This is a genomic window from Thioalkalivibrio sp. XN8, from assembly GCF_011058255.1.
GTDB lineage: Bacteria > Pseudomonadota > Gammaproteobacteria > Steroidobacterales > XN24 > XN24.
In genome coordinates this window covers 174907-193438 of record NZ_JAALFH010000060.1, presented here as the reverse complement: position 1 = coordinate 193438, position 18532 = coordinate 174907, and the positions used below count along the sequence as shown (strand labels likewise).

Sequence of the window (18532 nt, the reverse complement as noted above, 5' to 3'; positions counted from 1 at the left end):
CGTTAGCGGTTCACACAGGGTCGCGATAGACTGAGGCAATCCTGAAACGGAGACTCGACCATGGCACGGGCGGTAACAGAGATCTACGCGGAAATTCAGAAGCTTAGCAACTCTGATAAGGAAGAGTTGCTTAGGGCGCTGATGGCGGAGTTGGATGCCCCCCTCGATGCTGAAGTTGAAAAGGCATGGCTCAACGAGGCGCAAAAGCGGTACCGGGAGCTTGCGGAAGGACGAGTCCAGGGCGTGCCCGGTCATTTGGTTTTTGAACGCTTGCGTGCCCGCCTTGGCTAATGCGGTACGAATTCCATCCCGAAGCGGAGCGGGAGTTCACTGAGGAAGCGGCCTATTACGAATCTGAGATGCCCGGCCTGGGCGGCCGATTCGCAACAGAAATTGAACGGGCTGTCGATCTATTGCTTGAGCATCCGGAAAGCGGTGCGTCGATTGACGCCGAGTTGCGTCATTTCGTTCTAAGACGTTTCCCTCACTCGATCATCTATTCGGTATTCGAAGACACGCTATTCGTTGTCGCTATCGCCCATTCACGGCGGAAGCCGGGATATTGGCGATCCAGAACTGATGATTAACGCCCACACCGCTAACAATGGGCTGGAGACCGACGCTTGACCGCTTGCTCCTTTCGCTGTCGCTCCAGTCGGTCGCCGTCAAGCGCGGCTCAGCGTGAGAGTTATGTTTCATAGGCTCCTTGAATGAAATTACTCTTGAAAGCCGCCTTCGCCTGCTGCCTTTTGTCTGGTGCAACTGCTGTGGCGCAAACCGCCAAAATCACGCTGCCAAACAGCACGCAAAAAGCCACAATTGAGGCCAGCCCAGTCACACCGCAAAACCTTCAATCAGCCCTTGTGGTGGCGAATGAATTTCTGGCTGACGTCAGTGCTGGCGTGCCCACGCCTGACAAAGCGCTGCTTTACAAACCCCTTCGCTCCACGGCTCGCCTAAAAGAATGGGAGGCAGCGCTTAGCCAGCTCTACAAGACTGCTGGAGCTAGAGGCGCCGCGCATTTCAACCAGGCTCTGCAAACGAACGAACTCCCAGGCGGGCTAAAGGGCGACTTCACCATGGTTGTTCTTATCACCAAGTTCGAGAAAGCCGTATTGGCCGAAACAATCACGCTAATTCTGGAGGACGGTGAGTACCGCATTGTCGGCTACGCCTACCAGGCCGCTGAATGAAACATAACCCATCACCCCACGCGATGGCCTTGAACACGCTTCGCGTGCTCAAGGCCTCCATCGCTGCGCTCGGCGCGCGTGATTTCAGGCGTTAGGTTTCGTGAGCAAGGCTGTGGACAGCGCCAGTGGAACTCCGGTGGAGGGCGTTTTCGCGAACCTTTCGCCGGACGCATTTCACCTTTGGGCAACACACTACTATCAGTGTCGTCAGACCTTTCGTTCTCCGGATCCATTCTCCCCGGTCCCTTACTTCCTCTTGTGCCGGGCGATCGAGCTCGAATTTAAGGCACGGCACTTGGGCGCAAAACGGCAAGTTCAGGTTAAGCACGCCTATTGGCATGATTTAGTTAAGAGCTACAACGGCCTCTCTGCATCCGAGCAGAATTTGTCGGATGAAGAATTCGCCTTACTGAGTGATGCAAGCGCCATTTACAAAGGCAAGGGTTTTGAGTACTTCGATCCAGTAGATGCCCTAACGGGGTTTTCTCGCTTCCCAGATCTCGCCCTGCTCGATGCTTTGGCGAAAAAGATTATCAGCAGATGAAACCTAACTCAGCGCTGCAGCCGCCGAACCGGCCCGTCACGTGGCCTGCCGATGCAATCCGCGCGCCAGGCCGGCTCGCGCCTGAGCTTGGACGTTAGCTGTCCAACGCAGGCTGTGAGACGTGACATGAGCGAGCACCTAAACAGCCGCAAGTATCCTTTCTTTCGAGAGCTGGCGGGGATACTTTCGACGGTGTTGATGGCGTTTCTCGCCTTCAGCCCAGCCCTCCCCGCCGGTGAGGCGTGGGAAGGCCCCGGTGGCCTCATCACGCAGGCTCGGACCTGTTACCAAGGCGAGTGGGGAAGCGAAGAGGCTTATCTTGCGAGGCCTGAGACCGAGCGCGCTTATCAGGACCCGGCTCAGCGAGCGCGCGCCAAAGAGCGCTACCGGATCTGGCGCGAGCGCTACGATTGCCGCTGGATCGAGTACCCAGTCGATGACTTGAGCATCGACGGATTCATCATAAAGCCTACAGGCACCCCGCCCGAGGGTGGCTGGCCGGTCATTATCTACAATCACGGCGGCAACGCAGACATCGGCGCGGTGCGGTTCCCGTACCTGGCGATGCGGCTCTTCCCGTTGGTGGATGCCGGTTTTATCGTGTTGGGAAGCCAGTACCGGGGCGCCCAAGTCGGCGGAGCAGCTAACCCCGACCGCCTGCGCGACGAGTTCGGTGGTGCGGACGTTCGCGACGTAGCCGCTCTCATCTACATCTCTGAGAAGCTGCCCGAAGCGGATGCGGAGCGCCTGGGGATGTGGGGCACAAGCCGCGGCGGAATGATGGCGTTCCTGGCCGCTCGCGGCGATGACCGTCTCGGCGCGATGGTGGTGGAGTCCACCCCGACAGATCTGCTATTGGCTCTGGAGCATCGCCCGGACATGGCGGAGGTCTTTCAGACTTGGATTCCGGGGTTCCAGCAGGACCCGGAGGGCGTGCTCGAGGACAGGTCGGTCATAAATTGGCTGGATGAGCTCGACCCGGCGATGCCAATCCTGATCATTCATGGTGCAAAGGACGGTAGGGTGGATCCCGTTCATGCAACCCGCCTGGCGGAGGCGCTAAAAGCCCTCGGTCGGCCCTATAAGCTGATCGTTTACGAGGGCGACGCCCACGGAATTCGGATTCATCACCGAGAGATGATTCAGGAGATCACGGAATGGTTCAGAGACTCGCTCAAGCCAGCCAATGCATCGCTAGGGATGCAAGTTGAGCCCTCATGAGCGCAAGTCTCCGACCGACCATGGCGACCAGGCAGAGGCGTGCCGCAGCTATGGCTGGGAGGGTCCGGAATTCTCTGACAATTAACTCAGGCGAGGCGTTTATCGGAATGCCATCTAACTCAGCGCTGCAGCCGACGAACCGGCCTGTCACGCGCCTTGCGTGGGGCAACCCGCGCGCCAGGCCGGCTCGCGGCTGAGCTTGGTCGTTATACCGCCTTTCAGGACAGTACCGTCGACTAGACTCGGGTCACGAAGGCCATTGGATGCTCAGGTGAAAACGAGCGACGAAGCGGAACAACCCCCAAGCACTACCGAGACCCCGTGGGTTCCGCTTGCCATAGGGCTATCTATCTCGCTCGCCCTGACCACCCTATTTTGGATTCCCTCGATTGCCGGCAATTTGCTACCAGGCAATATCGTCGCGAGGAACGTTGCCTCACAGTTGGTCGATTGGGGGTTCGCAATCTCCTTGATCATCGTTGTCCTGTTCGGGCGTAAGCTTCCCCGTGCAGGCTTCTACGTGGATAGACAAGCTCACAGGTCGCAAGGCTCAGTCGCTGGGCATTGAGGCGTACAGAGCCGCACTTGCGGACACCGGCTTTGCCCTGGCAGGTGAACACCTCGATGAAGGGGGCAATCACTACTATGACGCATACTTATTGCCCGCACGGTCGTCGGCCGCGGTCTAAGAACCGCATGCAACGGGACCTGGAACGGTCGTTCCGGCCGAGAAATGATCGAGTACATGTTGGCCCGCCGGCACTCTCTTATCCTGCCGGAAATCGAGCCTGAGGAACGGAATGCTGGTAAGTGGCTGTAGACCCCAACATCTCGCTCAAGTACGTTCTGTCCATGGCGTTTCGCTACCGGACGCGACAACGCCGCGCCGCATAGCTCATGCATTAGGCGTCACAGCAACTCGAGCGAGGTAGCGATGGCCGAGAACAAAGAATCCACGGCGCTGCTGCAGGGCTTATGTCACTGTGGAGCGGTCCGGCTTACGCTTCCGTCCTTGCCCGAGAAGGCCACCAGGTGCAACTGCTCTTTGTGCCGCCGCGTAGGCGGATTATGGGCCTACTACGAGTACGGGACGGTCCAGATCCAGGGCCATCCGGAAAACACTGCTTGGTACATCTGGGGTGACAAAACCCTCCGCACGGTACGTTGCAACACCTGTGGTTGCGTCACGCATTGGGAGCCCCTCGGACCGGAGCCAGGAGCCAAGCACGGGGTCAATCTGAACAACTTTGAGCCGCGCCTTCAACAGGCGGTTCAGGTACGCCACTTCGATGGTGCAGATACCTGGACATTCCTCGATTGAGCGCGGCGCGCTCCGGCGTAGGTTAGCGTTAGCATTAGCCTCAATGGAATATCTTGATGGAGACTGAGCAGCAATTGCCAAATCCCCGTAAAGGGCTGCCGGGCATTCTGGATCGGTTCGCAGGCCCCGGCGCGACGCCGGCCGAGCTGGCGCTTCAGTTTCTATTGCCCTTGGTGGCAGCGGGCGCAGCAGTTGCTTATGCGGCTCTTGCCGTGGGGGCCTGGTCAGGCGTGCAGTACGTTCTTTGCGCGCTACTGGCGTTCGATATCGTAGGCGGCATCATCACCAACGCCACCTCTTCGGGGAAGCGATGGTATCACCGCGCAGGACAAGGCTTTTCGCGGCACTTCGGCTTTGTCATGCTGCATCTTGGGCATTTGGCCATTGTCTCGTGGCTATTTCTCACACTTGATCTATTGTGGCTGGTCACGACTGGGATGTATCTGTTGATCGCCAGTCTTACGATCATCTTGGTGCCGCTCTACCTTCAGCGACCGGTTGCGCTGGTCATGTACGCCGGGAGCATTCCTCTGGCCCTGTACGTGCTTGCCTCCCCGCCGGGGCTGGAATGGTTTTTGCCCTTGTTCTATCTGAAGTTGCTCGTTGCGCATCTTCCGAGGGAAGAAGCTTACCGACCGGAGAGTGAAGCTAGCAAAGGCATGGAGCCGACGCGGACGCGCGCGTCTCAAATGAGGCGCAATCTAGCTTGGTGATGAATCGAGGCCAGTCGATCATCGAGGCCTGGTTGGCGGAACGTCTTGAGCCTACGCCGTGAACTACCGGGCTGATTCCGGTCGTTATAAAGGAGAGTGGTAGATGAAAATCTCAAAATCTATCGTAGCTTGCGGATTATTCCTTCTTGGTAGTTCTTTTGCTATTGAAGTCATGGCGTGCACCAGGGTGGTCTACAAGGGACCGGAACAGACTGTGATTACCGGTCGGACCATGGACTTTTCGATCGATATCCCGGCCAACCTGTGGCTCTTCCCCCGTGGCATGGAACGTAGCGGCCAGGTGGGAGCCAAATCAATCAATTGGACATCGCGATACGGGAGTGTTGTGGCCAGCTCCTGGGACATAGCCTCGCCGGATGGCATGAATGAGAAGGGACTGGTGGCCAATATGCTTTGGCTCGTCGAGTCGCAGTATCCCTTGTTCGAACAAGACGGGACGAAGGAAGGGTTGACGATTGCTGCCTGGGCCCAATACGCGCTCGACAACTTTGCCACGGTAGCTGAGGCGGTAGACGCGTTTCGGGAGGAGAAATTTGTCGTTGTCACTGATTTCATACCTGGGACGGACAAGTTCACTACGGTGCATCTCTCACTCTCTGATTCGAGCGGAGATAGCGCAATCCTGGAATACATTGATGGAGAGTTGGTGATCCATCACGACTCGGCGCACCAGGTCATGACGAACGACCCCGTGTTTGAGCAGCAACTGGCAATCAAGGGTTACTGGGAACAGATACCGGGAACCATATTCCTGCCCGGATCGAACAAGGCAGCGGATCGATTCGTTCGCGCCTCTTACTATATCAACACCATTCCTCAAACAAGCGATCCCCGCATTTCCGTGGCGAGTGTATTCAGCGTAATTAGAAATGTGTCGGTGCCCTATGGCTTGTCGCTGGGCGATCAGCCGCACATATCGAATACACGTTGGCGCGTCGTGGCGGACCAGAAGCGTCTCGTCTACTTCTTTGAGAATGTTTTGACCCCGAATGTTCTCTGGGTCGACCTCAAGAAAATCGATTTCAGTGCCAACGCGCCCGTGAGGAAGCTCAGCCTAGATGGTGGCCAGGTTTATGCCGGAGAAGCCAGCGCCTTCTTCGAGGACTCCGAACCATTCGAGTTTCAGGGTTTATAGACGTGTCATAACAATCGGCTGCAGCGGGTGCGGTCCGAGGCGTGGCTGGCGCGAGTGCTGACAGTTGGCAAAGCGGCGCGTCTGGCAGCCATGGCGAGCTTGGTGGCCCTAGCGGCCATTGCGCTTCTCGGCCTTGGGTTTTTGCCTCGAGCGGCCGTCGGAGCGGTACTCTCGAGCATGCCGTTCGGCTCCGCACGCGAGGAGCGGTCCTGGAACCGATCGGCGGGGCGATCGGCCGGCAGACTCGGAAGTCGAGCCGCCCGCGGGCCCGCATCGCTCGGGCGTCGAGATGTCCCTGACTTGCTGCAGTTGACCGAGCCGTCTTCGCAGCTGAACGGAAGGAGTTGACGATGGGAAAACTGATCCTGATAGGCCTCATAGCTGGCGTCGTAGCAGCGATTGCGTGTGTTGCCGTTCTGCATCTTCTCGGCGCAGGGTCCAACGCGGGAGTCGTGGGCGGCGTAGGAGGCGGTGTGGCGGGCGCCGTGGTCGCTGCGGTGGCCGGACGGAAGCCCAGGGCCTAAGGTCCGTCGTCATCGATGGGATCATGAACGCCGGCCGAGTCCGCCGACTGAGCGCCGTCGCCGGGACCAACGCGCCGTGGTCGGCAGAGTCTGTGGGTGCATGCGATGCTTGACCTCGTGGTGCTCCCGGAACGCCTTGCTGTATGCCGTCTACCCGCAGGCTGTGCGCTTCCTTCCTGGTTTGCCGACAGCATGCTGAACTCGGTTACCCGCTCGGCGGACGAGACCTCGATCATTTGCGATGCCTCTATCGTGCCGCCCGACGTCAGGGCCGAATCCGGGTGGCGAGCAATCAAGGTTGCGGGGCCGCTCGGTTTCGGTCTCACTGGGGTCCTGCTCTCGGTCGCACAGCCACTCGCGGAAGCAGGCGTGTCGATCTTCGCGCTCTCGACCTACGACACCGACTACGTCCTGGTGAAGGACTCCGCTCTTGGGGCGGCCATCGCCGCTCTTTCGTCAGCAGGGCATCGCATCGAGTAAGGAGCAGCCAACCAGCGGCCCAGGCAGCGCCGCGGGCGCAGCACACAGCTTTGCAATCATCGGGTGAATGATGGACGAGACCGGTATCAGTTTTCTGTTGTTGCTATTCATCATAGTCTTGGTGTGGCTGGCCCCGATTCTTGTGATACTCAGCTCCGGCAAGACTACGGGGAGTGAAAAACTGGCGTGGCTGTTGGCCGTGCTCTTCATTTCGTGGTTCGCATGGATATTCTATTTGCTTCTCGCGCCACTGAAGCCGCGAAAACGCAACGGCTTCGATTGAGCGAACGGCAACGAGAACGAAATCCCTGAACACCGCACCGAAGAGACGTACCGCCATGCCAGACCGCACACCAAGCGGGACGACGAAGCCGAGCGACACGTCGACACGTGGCACATCCAGAAAAACAAGAAGCCGCTGTTCTTCGGCGCGGTCCAAGTCAGGAAATCGTAGGTCAGCTTTCATCTCATGCCGGTCTACGTGAAGCCCGCACTGTTCGAGGAGCTTACAGGGCTTACCAAGGCGCGCTACGCCAGCTGGAAGGAACAAGGCTTTGTTGAGTAGCGCGGCGCCAGCGCCTCGGGCAGGGCAAATCCCTATCGCGCCGCTACGGCGCTTCCCCGATTCTTTATGACGTGGGCTCTCTTCTCGATCTTCTGGGTCGAACGCTGGCTGTTACCAGCGACGGTGGCCCGTATCGTGGCAAGGAGACAATCGGCCTGCTCGACTCTTTCGCGAAGTTGCGACCAATTCCGGTGGACATCGACTTCAATCGCCCGGCCATCCTGGAGAAACGCCGCCACGGGCGGAACGCAGTGCAGCAATAACCTGAGTCCAGTTCTCGACCATGCGATCGGAACCAGCACGCTCACCCAGGCGGGGAGACCAGTACCCGTGCGGCGGGGAAAGCATCAGGCGCTCATCCCCGCGTGCCTGCGGCCATCAGCCACGAGGCCGCCTCCTGGGCACCGGCGGACCCCGAAGGCATCGCCTCGGCCACCCCGACGGCGTAACCTACTATAGTCGTATTGGTTTTCGCCAGCGGCCTGCTTAAACTCCGGCGAAATAACAAGTTGCCATCCACTGGGGGAGCTTCATCACCATGTCTGACGACAAGTCCGCTGCCGCCTACTGGGCGGCCAATCTCCGCATCATCAAGATCTGCCTGGCCATCTGGGCCCTGGTGTCATTCGGGTTCGCCATCCTGCTGCGACCGGTGCTGCAGATGCTGCCCCTGAGTATCGGCGGAACCGACCTGGGCTTCTGGTTCGCCCAGCAGGGGTCGATCCTGACCTTCATCGCGCTGATCTTCTATTACACCTGGTACATGAACCGGCTCGATCGCGAGTTCGGCGTCGACGAAGAATAAGGGAGCCAGATCAACATGAGCCAGTTCACACTCAACCTGCTCGTTGTCGGCGGGTCTTTCGCGCTCTACATCGCCATTGCCATATGGGCGCGCGCCGGCACGACCTCCGATTTCTACGCCGCCAGTCGCGGCGTGAACCCAATCGTCAACGGCGCGGCCACCGCGGCCGACTGGATGTCGGCGGCCTCGTTCATCTCCATGGCGGGCCTGATCGCCTTCGTCGGCTACGGCAACTCCACCTTTCTCATGGGCTGGACCGGCGGCTACGTGCTGCTGGCCCTGCTGCTGGCGCCCTACCTGCGGAAGTTCGGCCGCTTCACCGTGCCCGAGTTCATCGGTGACCGCTTCTACAGCCAGACCGCCAGAGTCGTTGCAGTGATCTGCCTTCTGGTCATCTCGATTACCTACGTGATCGGCCAGATGACCGGCGCGGGCGTGGCCTTCTCGCGCTTCCTCGAAGTCGAAAACACCACGGGGCTGCTGATCGCTTCGGGCGTGGTGTTCATCTACGCCGTGCTAGGCGGCATGAAGGGTATTACCTACACCCAGCTGGCCCAGTACTGCGTGCTTATTACGGCTTACACCATTCCGGCGGTGTTCATCTCGTTGCAGCTGACCGGCAACCCGATTCCGGGACTGGGGCTGTTCTCCACGCACGCCGAGTCCGGCGTGCCGCTGTTGACCAAGCTCAACCAGGTCCTTATCGAGCTGGGCTTCAACGACTACACCGGCCATCACGGCAGCACGTTCAACATGTTCCTGTTCACCATGTCACTGATGATCGGCACCGCCGGACTGCCGCACGTGATCATCCGCTTCTTCACCGTTCCGAAAGTGGCTGATGCCCGCAAGTCGGCAGGCTGGGCCCTGGTGTTCATCGCGTTGCTTTACCTGACCGCGCCTGCGGTGGGTGCCATGGCTCGCCTGAACATCATCACCACCATCTTCCCGGATGGAACCTCGGCCGCGCCGATCACGTATGACGAGCGGCCGGACTGGATGAGGAGCTGGGAAAAGACTGGCCTGCTGGCCTTCGAGGACAAGAACAACGACGGCCGAATCCAGTACTACAACGACAATTCCGAGGAGTTTGCCTCGATTGCGGCCGAGCGCGGCTGGGAAGGCAACGAGATGGTGACCTTCAACCGCGACATCCTGGTCCTGGCCAATCCGGAGATCGCCCAGCTGCCAGGGTGGGTGCTGGCGCTGATCGCCGCCGGCGGACTGGCCGCGGCGCTGTCGACCGCGGCCGGGCTGCTGCTGGCGATTTCCTCAGCCATCAGTCATGACATGCTCAAATCGGTGCTGATGCCCAACATCACCGACAAACAGGAGCTGCTCGCTGCCCGTGTGTCCATGGCGTTCGCCATCGTCCTGGCGACCTACCTGGGGCTCAATCCACCCGGCTTCGCGGCGCAGGTCGTGGCACTGGCCTTTGGGCTGGCAGCCGCCACGCTGTTCCCGGCCCTGATGATGGGTATCTTCTCCAGGAAGATGAACACCCAGGGCGCGGTTGCCGGTATGCTGGTCGGGCTGCTAGCCACCCTGCTCTACATCTTCACCTACCTGGGCTGGTTCTTCATTCCGGGCACCAACATGCTGCCGAATTCGCCGGACAACTGGCTGTTAGGCATCTCGCCGCTGTCATTCGGGGCTATTGGTGCCGCGCTCAACTTCGTGGTCGCCTATGTCGTGATGAGAATCACGGCCGAACCGCCTGCGCATATCCAGGATCTGGTCGAAAGCATTCGTGTTCCGCGCGGTGCTGGATCAGCCGTCGACCACTAGCGCGTACAGAACCAACTGCCGGGGGACGACCCCTGCGGAACAGGTCATGATACTGCCCGGCCATTTGGCCGGGCAGTATCATTTCCGTACCGTTTGCCTGGAGCATTGACCCATGCTGCTCGAATTCCTGGCTGCGATCGTCGTGGGACTGGCAGCGGCTGGCGTCGTCATGGCGATCAACGTGGTGATCAGACGCCGCTTGCCCGGCTGGCTGGTACCGGCTGCGGCCGGCATTTCCATGATCGCCTTCATGGTCTGGATGGAATACAACTGGTTGCCGCGCACCATCGCGTCGCTGCCCGAAGGCGTCGAGGTCGTCTCGGTCAGCCGCGAGTCGAGCTGGTACCGGCCATGGACTTACTTCCGCCCGCTCAGCCTGCGCGCGGTGACGCTGGATACCCGACGCAACCGCACGCACCCTGCCCAGCCCGGACAAGTGATGACCAGCGTTGTGCTGCTCGGACGGTGGATGCCGCCACGCCAGATTCCGGTCGTGTTCGACTGCGACGCCAACCGGCGGGCGGATTTGCATGCCGCCGTAGAACTGGATGCCGACGGCTACCTGTCCGGAGCGGACTGGCGAGAACTGCCGGCGGACGATCCCGCGCTTGCCATCGCCTGCCGTTCGGTCCGGTGATCGGCATGCAACCAAAGTCGAGGCTAAAATTGGTCATCCACTTGTTACCTTGGGCGCCAAGGAGGCCAATACCATGGCCAGCAGGGTCCTCATTGCCGACGACGAAGCCAACCTTCTGATCTCGCTGGAATACTTGTTGCAGCGCGAAGGGTACGACGTTAGCCTGGCGCGGGACGGCGACCAGGCCCTGAAGCTGATTCGGCAACAGCAGCCAGACCTGGTGGTTCTTGATGCCACGATGCCGGGCCAATCCGGTTACGAGGTTTGTCAGCAGGTGCGGGCAGACCCGGCGCTGCGCCACATTCCCATCGTGATGCTGAGTGCCAGGGCGCGCGAAACCGACATTGCCAAGGGCAAGGCGCTGGGCGCCGACGCTTACATCGTCAAGCCCTTTGCCACCGGCGACCTGGTCCACCAGGTCCGAAAGCTGCTCGGTGCAGACCGATGAGACGGCTGGACTGGCGCCTTTTCGTGGGCGTGGCCATCGTCGGTGTGGTCTGTCTCTTGTGGCTGGTCGTGGCCGGCGTTCTGCTGTGGGCCGTACTTGATCCCGCCGACTGGCACACGGTGCTCGAGGCGCTCGGCGGCAAGGGCGGGCTGCTGCTGTTTCTCTGGGCAGGCTCGCTGGTGCCGACCGCGGCCGCGCTGCGCCACCTGATAGAGCACTACGTTCGTGCACCGGCCAAGCTGGCCGAGGAAGCCCGGCTGCTGCTCGAAACCGATGCGCAGCGACTGCCCACACCTTGCGGTAGCGCCGAGAACCGACGCCTGGCAGAAGCCATCGGCCAGCTGGTCACCCAGCGCGAAGCGCTCAGGGCGGAAATGGATCAGCGCGTTCGCGCGGCCACCCGTCAGACGGAACTGGAAAAAAACCGGCTCGCCGCGCTGATGTCCGAGCTGACCAAGAGCGTGGTCGTCTGCAACCTGGATGGTCGCATTCTGCTGTACAACAACCGCGCAAGGCTCCAGTTCCGCCGGCTTTCACGCCTGCCGAAACCAGCCGGAGGGTCCGAGCTGATGGGCCTGGGCCGCTCGATCTACACCGTACTCGACCGCAAACTGGTCAACCATGCGCTGGAAAATGTGCAGCGTCGACTGCACCGCGGCGCGGACGCCCCGTCTGCACAGTTTGTGACTGCAACCCGGTCCGGCAAGCTGCTGAGGGTCCAGATGAGCCCCGTGCGAGACGCCGAGAGCGACGGCCAGGGCGCCCGAACCACCGACACCATGACAGGCTTCGTGCTGCTGATCGAAAACATTACCGAGGACATGCAGGCCCATGCAGAGAAAAACCGGATCCTGACCAACCTGACCGAGGACAGCCGGTCGGCGCTGGCCAGCGCCCGGGCGGCGGCCGAGGTCCTGGAGTTGCCCGACATTCCAGGACAACTGCATGAGCAGCTGCTCGCAGTGATCCGGGAAGAAGTCCAGGGACTGAGTCAACGGCTCGAAGAGGCGCAGCCGACCGCGGGCCGCGCCCTGCGCTCACGCTGGCCGCTGGAAGAGATGCTGGGTGACGACCTGATCGAAGCCGCCGTGCGGCGCCTGGAATCGGAGCTCGAGCTTGCGGTCGATGTCGAGCGCGGCGACCGGGACGTCTGGCTGAAAGTCGAGAGTTTCACCTTGCTGCAGGCCGTGCTTCACCTGGCCGGGCGCCTGCGCCAGCACTGCCAGGTCAGCGCACTCACCCTGCGTGTCGGCATGCAATCAGGACAGGGCGTGCTGGACCTAATCTGGATGCCCTGCGATGGCGCCAACGACAAAGCCCGGCTAGGCTGGGATGACGAGCCCATCCAGGTCGGATCCGAGACGCTGTCGCTGACAGTGCGTGACGTGCTCGAACGTCACGGCGGCGAGTGCTGGATCGAGCAGGAAATCGACGATGCGCGACACCGCTGCCTGTTCCGCCTCCTGTTGCCCCTGGCCGCGGCCCAGGAGGAACTGCCGGCGGCCACGTTCATGCGTCATGAAAGCAGGCCCGAGTATTACGATTTCGACCTGTTCCGGACCACCGAGCGGACCCTAAGCCTCGACGACAGTCCACTGACCGAACTGGCCTATACGGTGTTCGACACCGAAACCACCGGACTGAATCCGGCCGAGGGCGACGAGATCATCCAGATCGGCGCGGTACGCATCGTCAACGGCAAGGTACTGAGCCAGGAGTTCTTCGATCAGCTGGTGGATCCGAAACGCATGATCCCCCCGGCGAGCATTCCGATCCACGGCATCACGCCGGACATGGTCAAGGGCCAGCCAACCATCCAGACGGTCCTGCCGGCTTTTCACGGCTTTTGTGAGGACACGGTTCTGGTCGCGCATAACGCAGCCTTCGACATGCGCTGCCTGCAGCTCAAGGAGAAACTGACCGGCGTGCGCTTTGATCACCCTGTCCTAGATACCCTCCTGCTGTCTGCCCTGGTCCATGAAAACCAGGACTCGCATCGCCTGGAAGCCATCGCTGAACGCTTCGGGCTGACCATTATCGGTCGCCATACCGCGATCGGCGACGCCATGGTGACTGCCGAAATCCTGGTCAAGCTCATTCCGTTGCTTGCCGAGAAAGGGATTCATACCCTTGGCCAGGCACGCGCGGCCACCCAGAAAACCTACTATGCCCGGGTCAATTACTGATATGGATACAAGCGCCATGCGGCCTGCAGCTTCCCGTGCCTTTCTGGCCAATGTGGCTCCCTTTTCAGAGCTGCCTGGCGAAGAGATCGAGCGTTTGATCGGCGCCGGCCAGACCATGAACTTCCACGCCGGCGAAGCCGTCGGTCAGTTCAGCCAGCCGGGCGATCATGGGCTCTATGTCATCGTCGCCGGCGCGGCCGTGCTCAAGGCGGCCGACGGCCGTCCCCTGGAGCAGCGCGGCGAGGGCGAGCTGTTCGGCCATGCCGTTCGCTTCGACGGCGCCGCCTGCGACTACGCGGTCGAGGCCAGCGAAGAGCTGGAGCTGCTCTACCTGCCTGCCGCCACAGTCGCAGACCTGGGCCAGCGTCATCCCCGCTTCGCCAGGTTTTTCAGCGATGGGCCTGGCGCGCGTCTGCGCGAGGCCGGTAGTTATCGCCCCACGCGGCTGGGCGAGCTGCCCCTGCGCGCCCCGATCACCGGAGATCCGGATCGCTCGATCAGCGAGACGGCCGCACTGATGAGCAGGCACCAGGTCAGCTGCGCGCCTTTGTTGCGAGACGGCACCCTGGTCGGCATCGTCACCGACCGCGACCTGCGCAACCGGGTGCTGGGACGGAGCGTGGACCCCGAGCGCCCGGTCTCGGACGTCATGACTCCCGACCCGATCACGGTCTTGACCAGCCATCGGATCGAGGACGCGCTGCTCGAGATGATGCGCCTGGGCATTCATCATCTACCGGTGATGGGGGAGGATGGCCGGCTGGCCAGCGTGATCAGCTCCGGTGACCTCTTGCGCCAGCAGTCACCGCACCCCTTGCGGCTGGTTCGCGACATCCAGCGCGCTGAAAACACGACGATGGTCGCCCAATTGGGCCGCCAGGGGCCCGGCATGCTGGCCGTCATGGCCCGCCTGGGCAGCCAGGTGACCGAAGTCGGGCGGGTGGCCAGCATGATCACAGATGCCTGCACGCGCCGCCTGCTCGCGCTGGCCCAGGAGCAACTGGGCGAGGCGCCCATGGCCTGGACCTGGATGGCCTTCGGCTCCCAGGCCCGGCTCGAGCAGGGCCTGATCAGCGACCAGGACAACGGTCTGCTGCTGGCCGAATCCCCCACAGGGGAGGCGGCCGAGTATTTCCGGAAACTGGCCGAATTCGTCTGCGACGGGCTCAATGAATGTGGTTATGTCTATTGCCCCGGCGGAGTGATGGCCAAGGGGGAATGGCGCATGGGATACGCCGACTGGCGCAAGACGTTTTCACGCTGGATATTGGAGCCGAAACCCAAGTCGGTCATGCACTCGAGCATCTTTTTCGATATGCGCGGAGTGGCGGGCGACCTGGCCATGCCGCGTCGCCTGCAGTCCGAAGTTCTGCAGCAAGCCAGCCAGAGCAAGATATTCCGGCGCTTCCTGGCGGCCGAATCCATGGGCCACCGGCCCCCGCTGGGCCTTTTCCGGCAGTTCGTCCAGGAGCACGACGGCGAAAAGAGCCAGGGCCTGAACCTGAAGACACGTGGCGTGATTCCGATCGTCGACCTGGCCCGGGTGCGCGCGCTGGAAGGCGCGATTACTGCGGTCCATACCGAGGAGCGCCTCCGCGCCGCCGGTGAGCAGGGCATCATGAACGAGCGCGATGCGGATGACCTGATCCACGCCCTGCGCTTCATCGGCAACGTACGCCTGCGCCACCAGGTCGCGCTTTACGACCGCGGCGAGAAACCCAATCACCTGGTCGACCCGGACGAGCTGTCCGGCCTGCACCGGCGCTACCTGCGCTCGGCTTTCGGCATCGTGCGCACGGCGCAGGAAGCGCTGTCCAACCGTTACCAGGTCTGATGCTTCCGCACGGTGCTGTTGCAAGGCAGATGAGGACGTGCCTGGAACTCGGCGAGCACCCGCTATGGCCCAAAGCAGATCCCCCGCTATAAAGAGCGTTCTTGTCGTCATCGGGCCGGGCTCGATAGGCGCCGCGATCGCCCGGCGTCTCGGCGCCGGCAAGCACCTCCTGGTCGCGGACCTGCGGGAGGAGAATGCCCGAGCCGCGGAGCAGGCGCTGCTGGACGCAGGCTTCCAGGTGAGCGCTGCGACCGTGGACATTACCGACCCGCCGTCAGTCCGGGCGCTGGCGGAGCAGGCAGCGGGAATGGGCGCGGTCACCGGGCTCGTCCACGCGGCGGGCGGTTCTCCCTCGATGTCGCGGCCCGAACTGGTCGTACGGGTCGACCTCTATGGCACGGCCGTCGTGCTGGAAGAGTTCGGCAAGGTGGTGGCTCCCGGGGGCGCCGCGGTGGTCATTGCATCCCAGGCCGGGCACCGCCTGCCGGCGCTGACGCCCGAGGAGGACGAGGCCCTGGCCATGACGCCCGCCGAGGATCTGTTGAGCCTCCCCCTGCTCCAAGCGGAACGACTCGGGGACACCCTTCATGCCTACGAACTCTCCAACCGGGGGAAGGCGCTGCGGGTGCAGGCGGAAGCGGTGCGCTGGGGGCGCCGGCAGGCAAGGGTGAACGCCATCAGTCCCGGCATCGTCATGACGCCGCTTTCCCGCGCCGAACTGTCCGGCCCGCTCGGCGACGGCTACCGCCGGATGATCGAGGGTTGCCCCGTGGGTCGTGCCGGGACCGCGGACGAGGTGGCCACGGTAGCGGCGCTCCTCATGGCCCCGGAAGGGGCCTTCCTCACCGGCAGCGACATCCTTATGGATGGCGGCGCCACCGCCGCTTGTCTCTACGGGGACCTCGAGCTGCGCTCGAAGATGCGGGAATCCTGACCGAGGGTTCCGACAGGCGCGCCACCAGCCGTTATCATTGCGGGCCGGGTTATTGCAGAAGGACGCACCAGCAAGTGTCTACCAGCGCCAGGGTCCTGCTCTTCCTCTTTCTCGGGTTCGCGCCGCCGTTCGCCAGCGCGACGGAGTGCGTGATACTGCTGCACGGGCTGGCGCGGACCGCCAACTCCATGTCCGTCATGGCTGAAGCGCTGCAGGCCGCGGGCTACCACGTCGCCAACATCGACTATCCCTCCCGCCACTACCCGGTGTCGCGGTTGGCCTCGCCGGCCATCGAGGCAGGCCTGTCGGAATGCTCGGGCGCCGATGCGCGCGCGGTGCATTTCGTCACCCATTCCATGGGCGGAATCCTGGTGCGTTACCACCTCCGCAATCACCCTATCGAGAATCTCGGGCGCGTCGTGATGCTCGCGCCGCCCAACCAGGGCAGCGAAGTCGTCGACAATCTCCGGGACTCGCCGGGTTTCGCCCTGGTCAACGGCCCGGCCGGCCTGCAGCTGGGGACCGGCGCCGACGGGCTTCCCGCCAGCCTCGGTCCCGTGGACTTTCCGGTCGGCGTCATTGCCGGCACGGAATCCGTGAATCCGCTGTTGTCCCAGTTCCTGCCCAACCCGGATGACGGCAAGGTCTCCGTCGAGCGAACCAAGGTCGAGGGCATGGCGGACTTCGTGGCGATCGGCGCCACGCACACGTTCATCATGCGCAACGACGAGGCTATCCGGCACACCCTCTACTTTCTCGCCAATGGGTCGTTTGCCCACGACTCTTACTGAGAAGCTTTCCGGTCCGCCGCCCGGCCCAGCGCCCCGGAGGGCGGGTTTCGCTCCATGCACTAGTATCTGGGCAAGGCAAACGCCCCCGGAGAGCGAGCATGGAGCAACAACACCAGGCCCAGGGCATGAGCTGGGGCCGCTTCGCGGCGATGATCGCCACCTCGACCGTCATCATGTTCTTCCTGATGTACCAGATGGTCTACGTCTTCGATCACGCCACGTTCAGCATGAATCGCTTCATTGGCGCGCTGGTGATGGGCTGCGTCATGACCGTGGTGATGCTGTCCTTCATGTGGTCGATGTACCAGGGGGTCGGGACCAAGGTCGCGGTGCTGGCAGTGGCCGCCCTGCTGGGCGTGCTCTTCCTGTACGCCAACCGGAGCCAGGCGGTGATCGGCGACCTCGGTTTCATGCAGGCGATGATTCCGCACCATTCGATCGCCATCAACAACGCGCGCAAGGCGAGCCTCCGGGACCCGCGCGTCCGCCGGCTGGCGGACGACATCATCCGGGCCCAGGTCCTGGAAATCGCCGCCATGAAGCTGCTGATCGAGGACATCGAGCAGCACGGCAACCGCGGCGCGGAGGCGCTGCCGCCGCGCGCGGTCGAGATCACGCCCGAAATGCGCCGCGAGATCGAGGACATGCTGCGGTGACTCCGCGCTACCTCGGCCTGCTGGGCGGCATGAGCTGGGAATCGACGGCGGAGTACTACCGCCTGATCAACACGGCGGTCTCGGCCCGCAGGGGCGGGCTGCACTCGGCGCCGCTACTCATCCACAGCGTCGACTTCGCGGCTATTGCGCAGCTCCAGGAACAGGGTGACTGGGCTGCGGCCGGCGCCTTGCTGGCCGACGCGGCGCGCGGGCTGGAGCAGGCCGGCGCCAGGGCGCTTGTGCTCTGCACCAACACCATGCACTGCGTGGCGCCGGCGATCGAGCGGGCGGTGAGTATCCCGTTGCTGCATATCGTGGACGTCACCGGGGCCGCGCTGCAGGCGGCCGGCATCCGGCGGGCCGGGCTGCTCGGCACGCGCTACACGATGGAGCTGCCGTTCTGGCGCGAGCGGCTCGAGGCGCACTGCAACGTCGAACTGGTGGTTCCGCCGACCGAGGACCGGGCGCGCGTGCACCGGGTCATTTTCGAGGAGCTGTGCCGCGGCATCGTGAATGAGGGCTCCAGGGCCGAGTACGTCGCAGTCATCGAGGGCCTCGCCGCCCAGGGCGCCGAAGCGGTCGTCCTGGGCTGCACCGAGATCGGGCTGCTGGTCCGCCCCTCGGACTCGCCGCTGCCGGCGTTCGACACGACCGCTCTGCACGTGGATGCGGCGGTCGAGTTCTGTCTTGGCGACAGGCAACCGGGCGGGCGGGTAACCTGAGGCACCACGCACTG

19 protein-coding genes are annotated in these 18532 nt (G+C 62.4%); 18 read left to right on the top strand and 1 reads right to left on the bottom strand.

All coding sequences use genetic code 11. The features are described 5' to 3' along the window. Positions 1-60 precede the first annotated feature (60 nt). The 8 genes from G6N75_RS08515 (at position 61) to G6N75_RS08480 (ending at position 7152) form a co-directional block, all read left to right on the top strand. Positions 61-291, top strand: a complete 231-nt coding sequence (locus G6N75_RS08515; RefSeq protein ID WP_165347637.1) for an addiction module protein — start codon at positions 61-63, stop codon at positions 289-291. Beyond that, positions 291-587: a type II toxin-antitoxin system RelE/ParE family toxin gene (locus G6N75_RS08510; RefSeq protein WP_165347638.1), complete on the top strand. Its 297-nt coding sequence runs from the start codon at positions 291-293 to the stop codon at positions 585-587. Before G6N75_RS08515 ends, G6N75_RS08510 begins: the two co-directional genes overlap by 1 nt. A 123-nt stretch (positions 588-710) precedes the next feature. Beyond that, positions 711-1193: a DUF4019 domain-containing protein gene (locus G6N75_RS08505; RefSeq protein ID WP_165347914.1), complete on the top strand. Its 483-nt coding sequence runs from the start codon at positions 711-713 to the stop codon at positions 1191-1193. A gap of 100 nt (positions 1194-1293) precedes the next feature. Then, on the top strand, positions 1294-1737 hold the full coding sequence (locus tag G6N75_RS08500) for a hypothetical protein (protein WP_165347913.1): 444 nt from the start codon (positions 1294-1296) through the stop codon (positions 1735-1737). Positions 1738-1863: 126 nt separating this feature from the next. After that, positions 1864-2958, top strand: coding sequence for a prolyl oligopeptidase family serine peptidase (locus G6N75_RS08495; RefSeq protein WP_165347912.1), 1095 nt, complete (start codon positions 1864-1866; stop codon positions 2956-2958). A gap of 1377 nt (positions 2959-4335) precedes the next feature. After that, positions 4336-4992, top strand: coding sequence for a hypothetical protein (locus G6N75_RS08490; protein ID WP_165347911.1), 657 nt, complete (start codon positions 4336-4338; stop codon positions 4990-4992). 103 nt (positions 4993-5095) lie between these two features. Beyond that, positions 5096-6148 carry a linear amide C-N hydrolase gene (locus G6N75_RS08485; RefSeq protein WP_165347910.1) on the top strand — a complete coding sequence of 351 codons (1053 nt, stop codon included), beginning with the start codon at positions 5096-5098 and terminating at the stop codon, positions 6146-6148. Between the two features lie 629 nt (positions 6149-6777). Further along, on the top strand, positions 6778-7152 hold the full coding sequence (locus G6N75_RS08480; protein WP_165347909.1) for an ACT domain-containing protein: 375 nt from the start codon (positions 6778-6780) through the stop codon (positions 7150-7152). Between the two features lie 103 nt (positions 7153-7255). On the opposite strand, the gene G6N75_RS15095 is transcribed toward G6N75_RS08480, so the two are convergent. Beyond that, the gene (locus G6N75_RS15095) at positions 7256-7618 is read right to left on the bottom strand and encodes a hypothetical protein (protein WP_206203008.1); all 363 of its coding nucleotides are present in this window, start codon (positions 7616-7618) and stop codon (positions 7256-7258) included. A gap of 637 nt (positions 7619-8255) precedes the next feature. Between G6N75_RS15095 and G6N75_RS08470 the strand changes: the two genes are divergently transcribed. The 10 genes from G6N75_RS08470 (at position 8256) to G6N75_RS08425 (ending at position 18518) form a co-directional block, all read left to right on the top strand. Beyond that, positions 8256-8522, top strand: coding sequence for a DUF4212 domain-containing protein (locus G6N75_RS08470; protein WP_165347908.1), 267 nt, complete (start codon positions 8256-8258; stop codon positions 8520-8522). A gap of 15 nt (positions 8523-8537) precedes the next feature. Further along, positions 8538-10310 (top strand): sodium:solute symporter family protein, encoded by a 1773-nt coding sequence (locus G6N75_RS08465; RefSeq protein WP_165347907.1) that lies wholly within the window; start codon positions 8538-8540, stop codon positions 10308-10310. Positions 10311-10422: 112 nt separating this feature from the next. Next, complete coding sequence (locus G6N75_RS08460; protein ID WP_165347906.1) at positions 10423-10947, top strand: hypothetical protein; 525 nt, start codon at positions 10423-10425, stop codon at positions 10945-10947. Positions 10948-11020: 73 nt separating this feature from the next. Then, entirely contained in the window at positions 11021-11395 is a 375-nt protein-coding gene (locus tag G6N75_RS08455; protein ID WP_165347905.1) for a response regulator, read from the top strand. After that, positions 11392-13581, top strand: coding sequence for a PAS domain-containing protein (locus G6N75_RS08450; RefSeq protein WP_165347904.1), 2190 nt, complete (start codon positions 11392-11394; stop codon positions 13579-13581). The genes G6N75_RS08455 and G6N75_RS08450 overlap by 4 nt, the downstream gene beginning before the upstream one ends. A 16-nt stretch (positions 13582-13597) precedes the next feature. Beyond that, positions 13598-15415: a putative nucleotidyltransferase substrate binding domain-containing protein gene (locus tag G6N75_RS08445; RefSeq protein WP_165347903.1), complete on the top strand. Its 1818-nt coding sequence runs from the start codon at positions 13598-13600 to the stop codon at positions 15413-15415. Positions 15416-15479: 64 nt separating this feature from the next. Continuing rightward, a complete protein-coding gene (locus G6N75_RS08440; protein ID WP_206203007.1) occupies positions 15480-16349 on the top strand; it encodes an SDR family oxidoreductase in 870 nt (289 codons plus the stop codon). A 74-nt stretch (positions 16350-16423) separates the two neighbouring features. Then, positions 16424-17140 (top strand): alpha/beta fold hydrolase, encoded by a 717-nt coding sequence (locus tag G6N75_RS08435; RefSeq protein ID WP_346765509.1) that lies wholly within the window; start codon positions 16424-16426, stop codon positions 17138-17140. A gap of 98 nt (positions 17141-17238) precedes the next feature. Beyond that, complete coding sequence (locus tag G6N75_RS15300; RefSeq protein WP_165347902.1) at positions 17239-17796, top strand: DUF305 domain-containing protein; 558 nt, start codon at positions 17239-17241, stop codon at positions 17794-17796. Next, positions 17793-18518, top strand: a complete 726-nt coding sequence (locus tag G6N75_RS08425) for an aspartate/glutamate racemase family protein (RefSeq protein ID WP_346765508.1) — start codon at positions 17793-17795, stop codon at positions 18516-18518. The genes G6N75_RS15300 and G6N75_RS08425 overlap by 4 nt, the downstream gene beginning before the upstream one ends. The last annotated feature ends 14 nt before the right edge of the window (positions 18519-18532 follow it).

Bases quoted from the DNA above. Each gene is read 5' to 3' on its own strand.
- G6N75_RS08515 (WP_165347637.1), top strand. From the start codon at position 61: ATGGCACGGGCGGTAACAGAGATCTACGCGGAAATTCAGAAGCTTAGC.
- G6N75_RS08510 (WP_165347638.1), top strand. From the start codon at position 291: ATGCGGTACGAATTCCATCCCGAAGCGGAGCGGGAGTTCACTGAGGAA.
- G6N75_RS08505 (WP_165347914.1), top strand. From the start codon at position 711: ATGAAATTACTCTTGAAAGCCGCCTTCGCCTGCTGCCTTTTGTCTGGT.
- G6N75_RS08495 (WP_165347912.1), top strand. From the start codon at position 1,864: ATGAGCGAGCACCTAAACAGCCGCAAGTATCCTTTCTTTCGAGAGCTG.
- G6N75_RS08490 (WP_165347911.1), top strand. From the start codon at position 4,336: ATGGAGACTGAGCAGCAATTGCCAAATCCCCGTAAAGGGCTGCCGGGC.
- G6N75_RS08485 (WP_165347910.1), top strand. From the start codon at position 5,096: ATGAAAATCTCAAAATCTATCGTAGCTTGCGGATTATTCCTTCTTGGT.
- G6N75_RS08480 (WP_165347909.1), top strand. From the start codon at position 6,778: ATGCTTGACCTCGTGGTGCTCCCGGAACGCCTTGCTGTATGCCGTCTA.
- G6N75_RS15095 (WP_206203008.1), bottom strand. From the start codon at position 7,618: ATGAAAGCTGACCTACGATTTCCTGACTTGGACCGCGCCGAAGAACAG.
- G6N75_RS08470 (WP_165347908.1), top strand. From the start codon at position 8,256: ATGTCTGACGACAAGTCCGCTGCCGCCTACTGGGCGGCCAATCTCCGC.
- G6N75_RS08465 (WP_165347907.1), top strand. From the start codon at position 8,538: ATGAGCCAGTTCACACTCAACCTGCTCGTTGTCGGCGGGTCTTTCGCG.
- G6N75_RS08460 (WP_165347906.1), top strand. From the start codon at position 10,423: ATGCTGCTCGAATTCCTGGCTGCGATCGTCGTGGGACTGGCAGCGGCT.
- G6N75_RS08455 (WP_165347905.1), top strand. From the start codon at position 11,021: ATGGCCAGCAGGGTCCTCATTGCCGACGACGAAGCCAACCTTCTGATC.
- G6N75_RS08450 (WP_165347904.1), top strand. From the start codon at position 11,392: ATGAGACGGCTGGACTGGCGCCTTTTCGTGGGCGTGGCCATCGTCGGT.
- G6N75_RS08445 (WP_165347903.1), top strand. From the start codon at position 13,598: ATGCGGCCTGCAGCTTCCCGTGCCTTTCTGGCCAATGTGGCTCCCTTT.
- G6N75_RS08440 (WP_206203007.1), top strand. From the start codon at position 15,480: ATGGCCCAAAGCAGATCCCCCGCTATAAAGAGCGTTCTTGTCGTCATC.
- G6N75_RS15300 (WP_165347902.1), top strand. From the start codon at position 17,239: ATGGAGCAACAACACCAGGCCCAGGGCATGAGCTGGGGCCGCTTCGCG.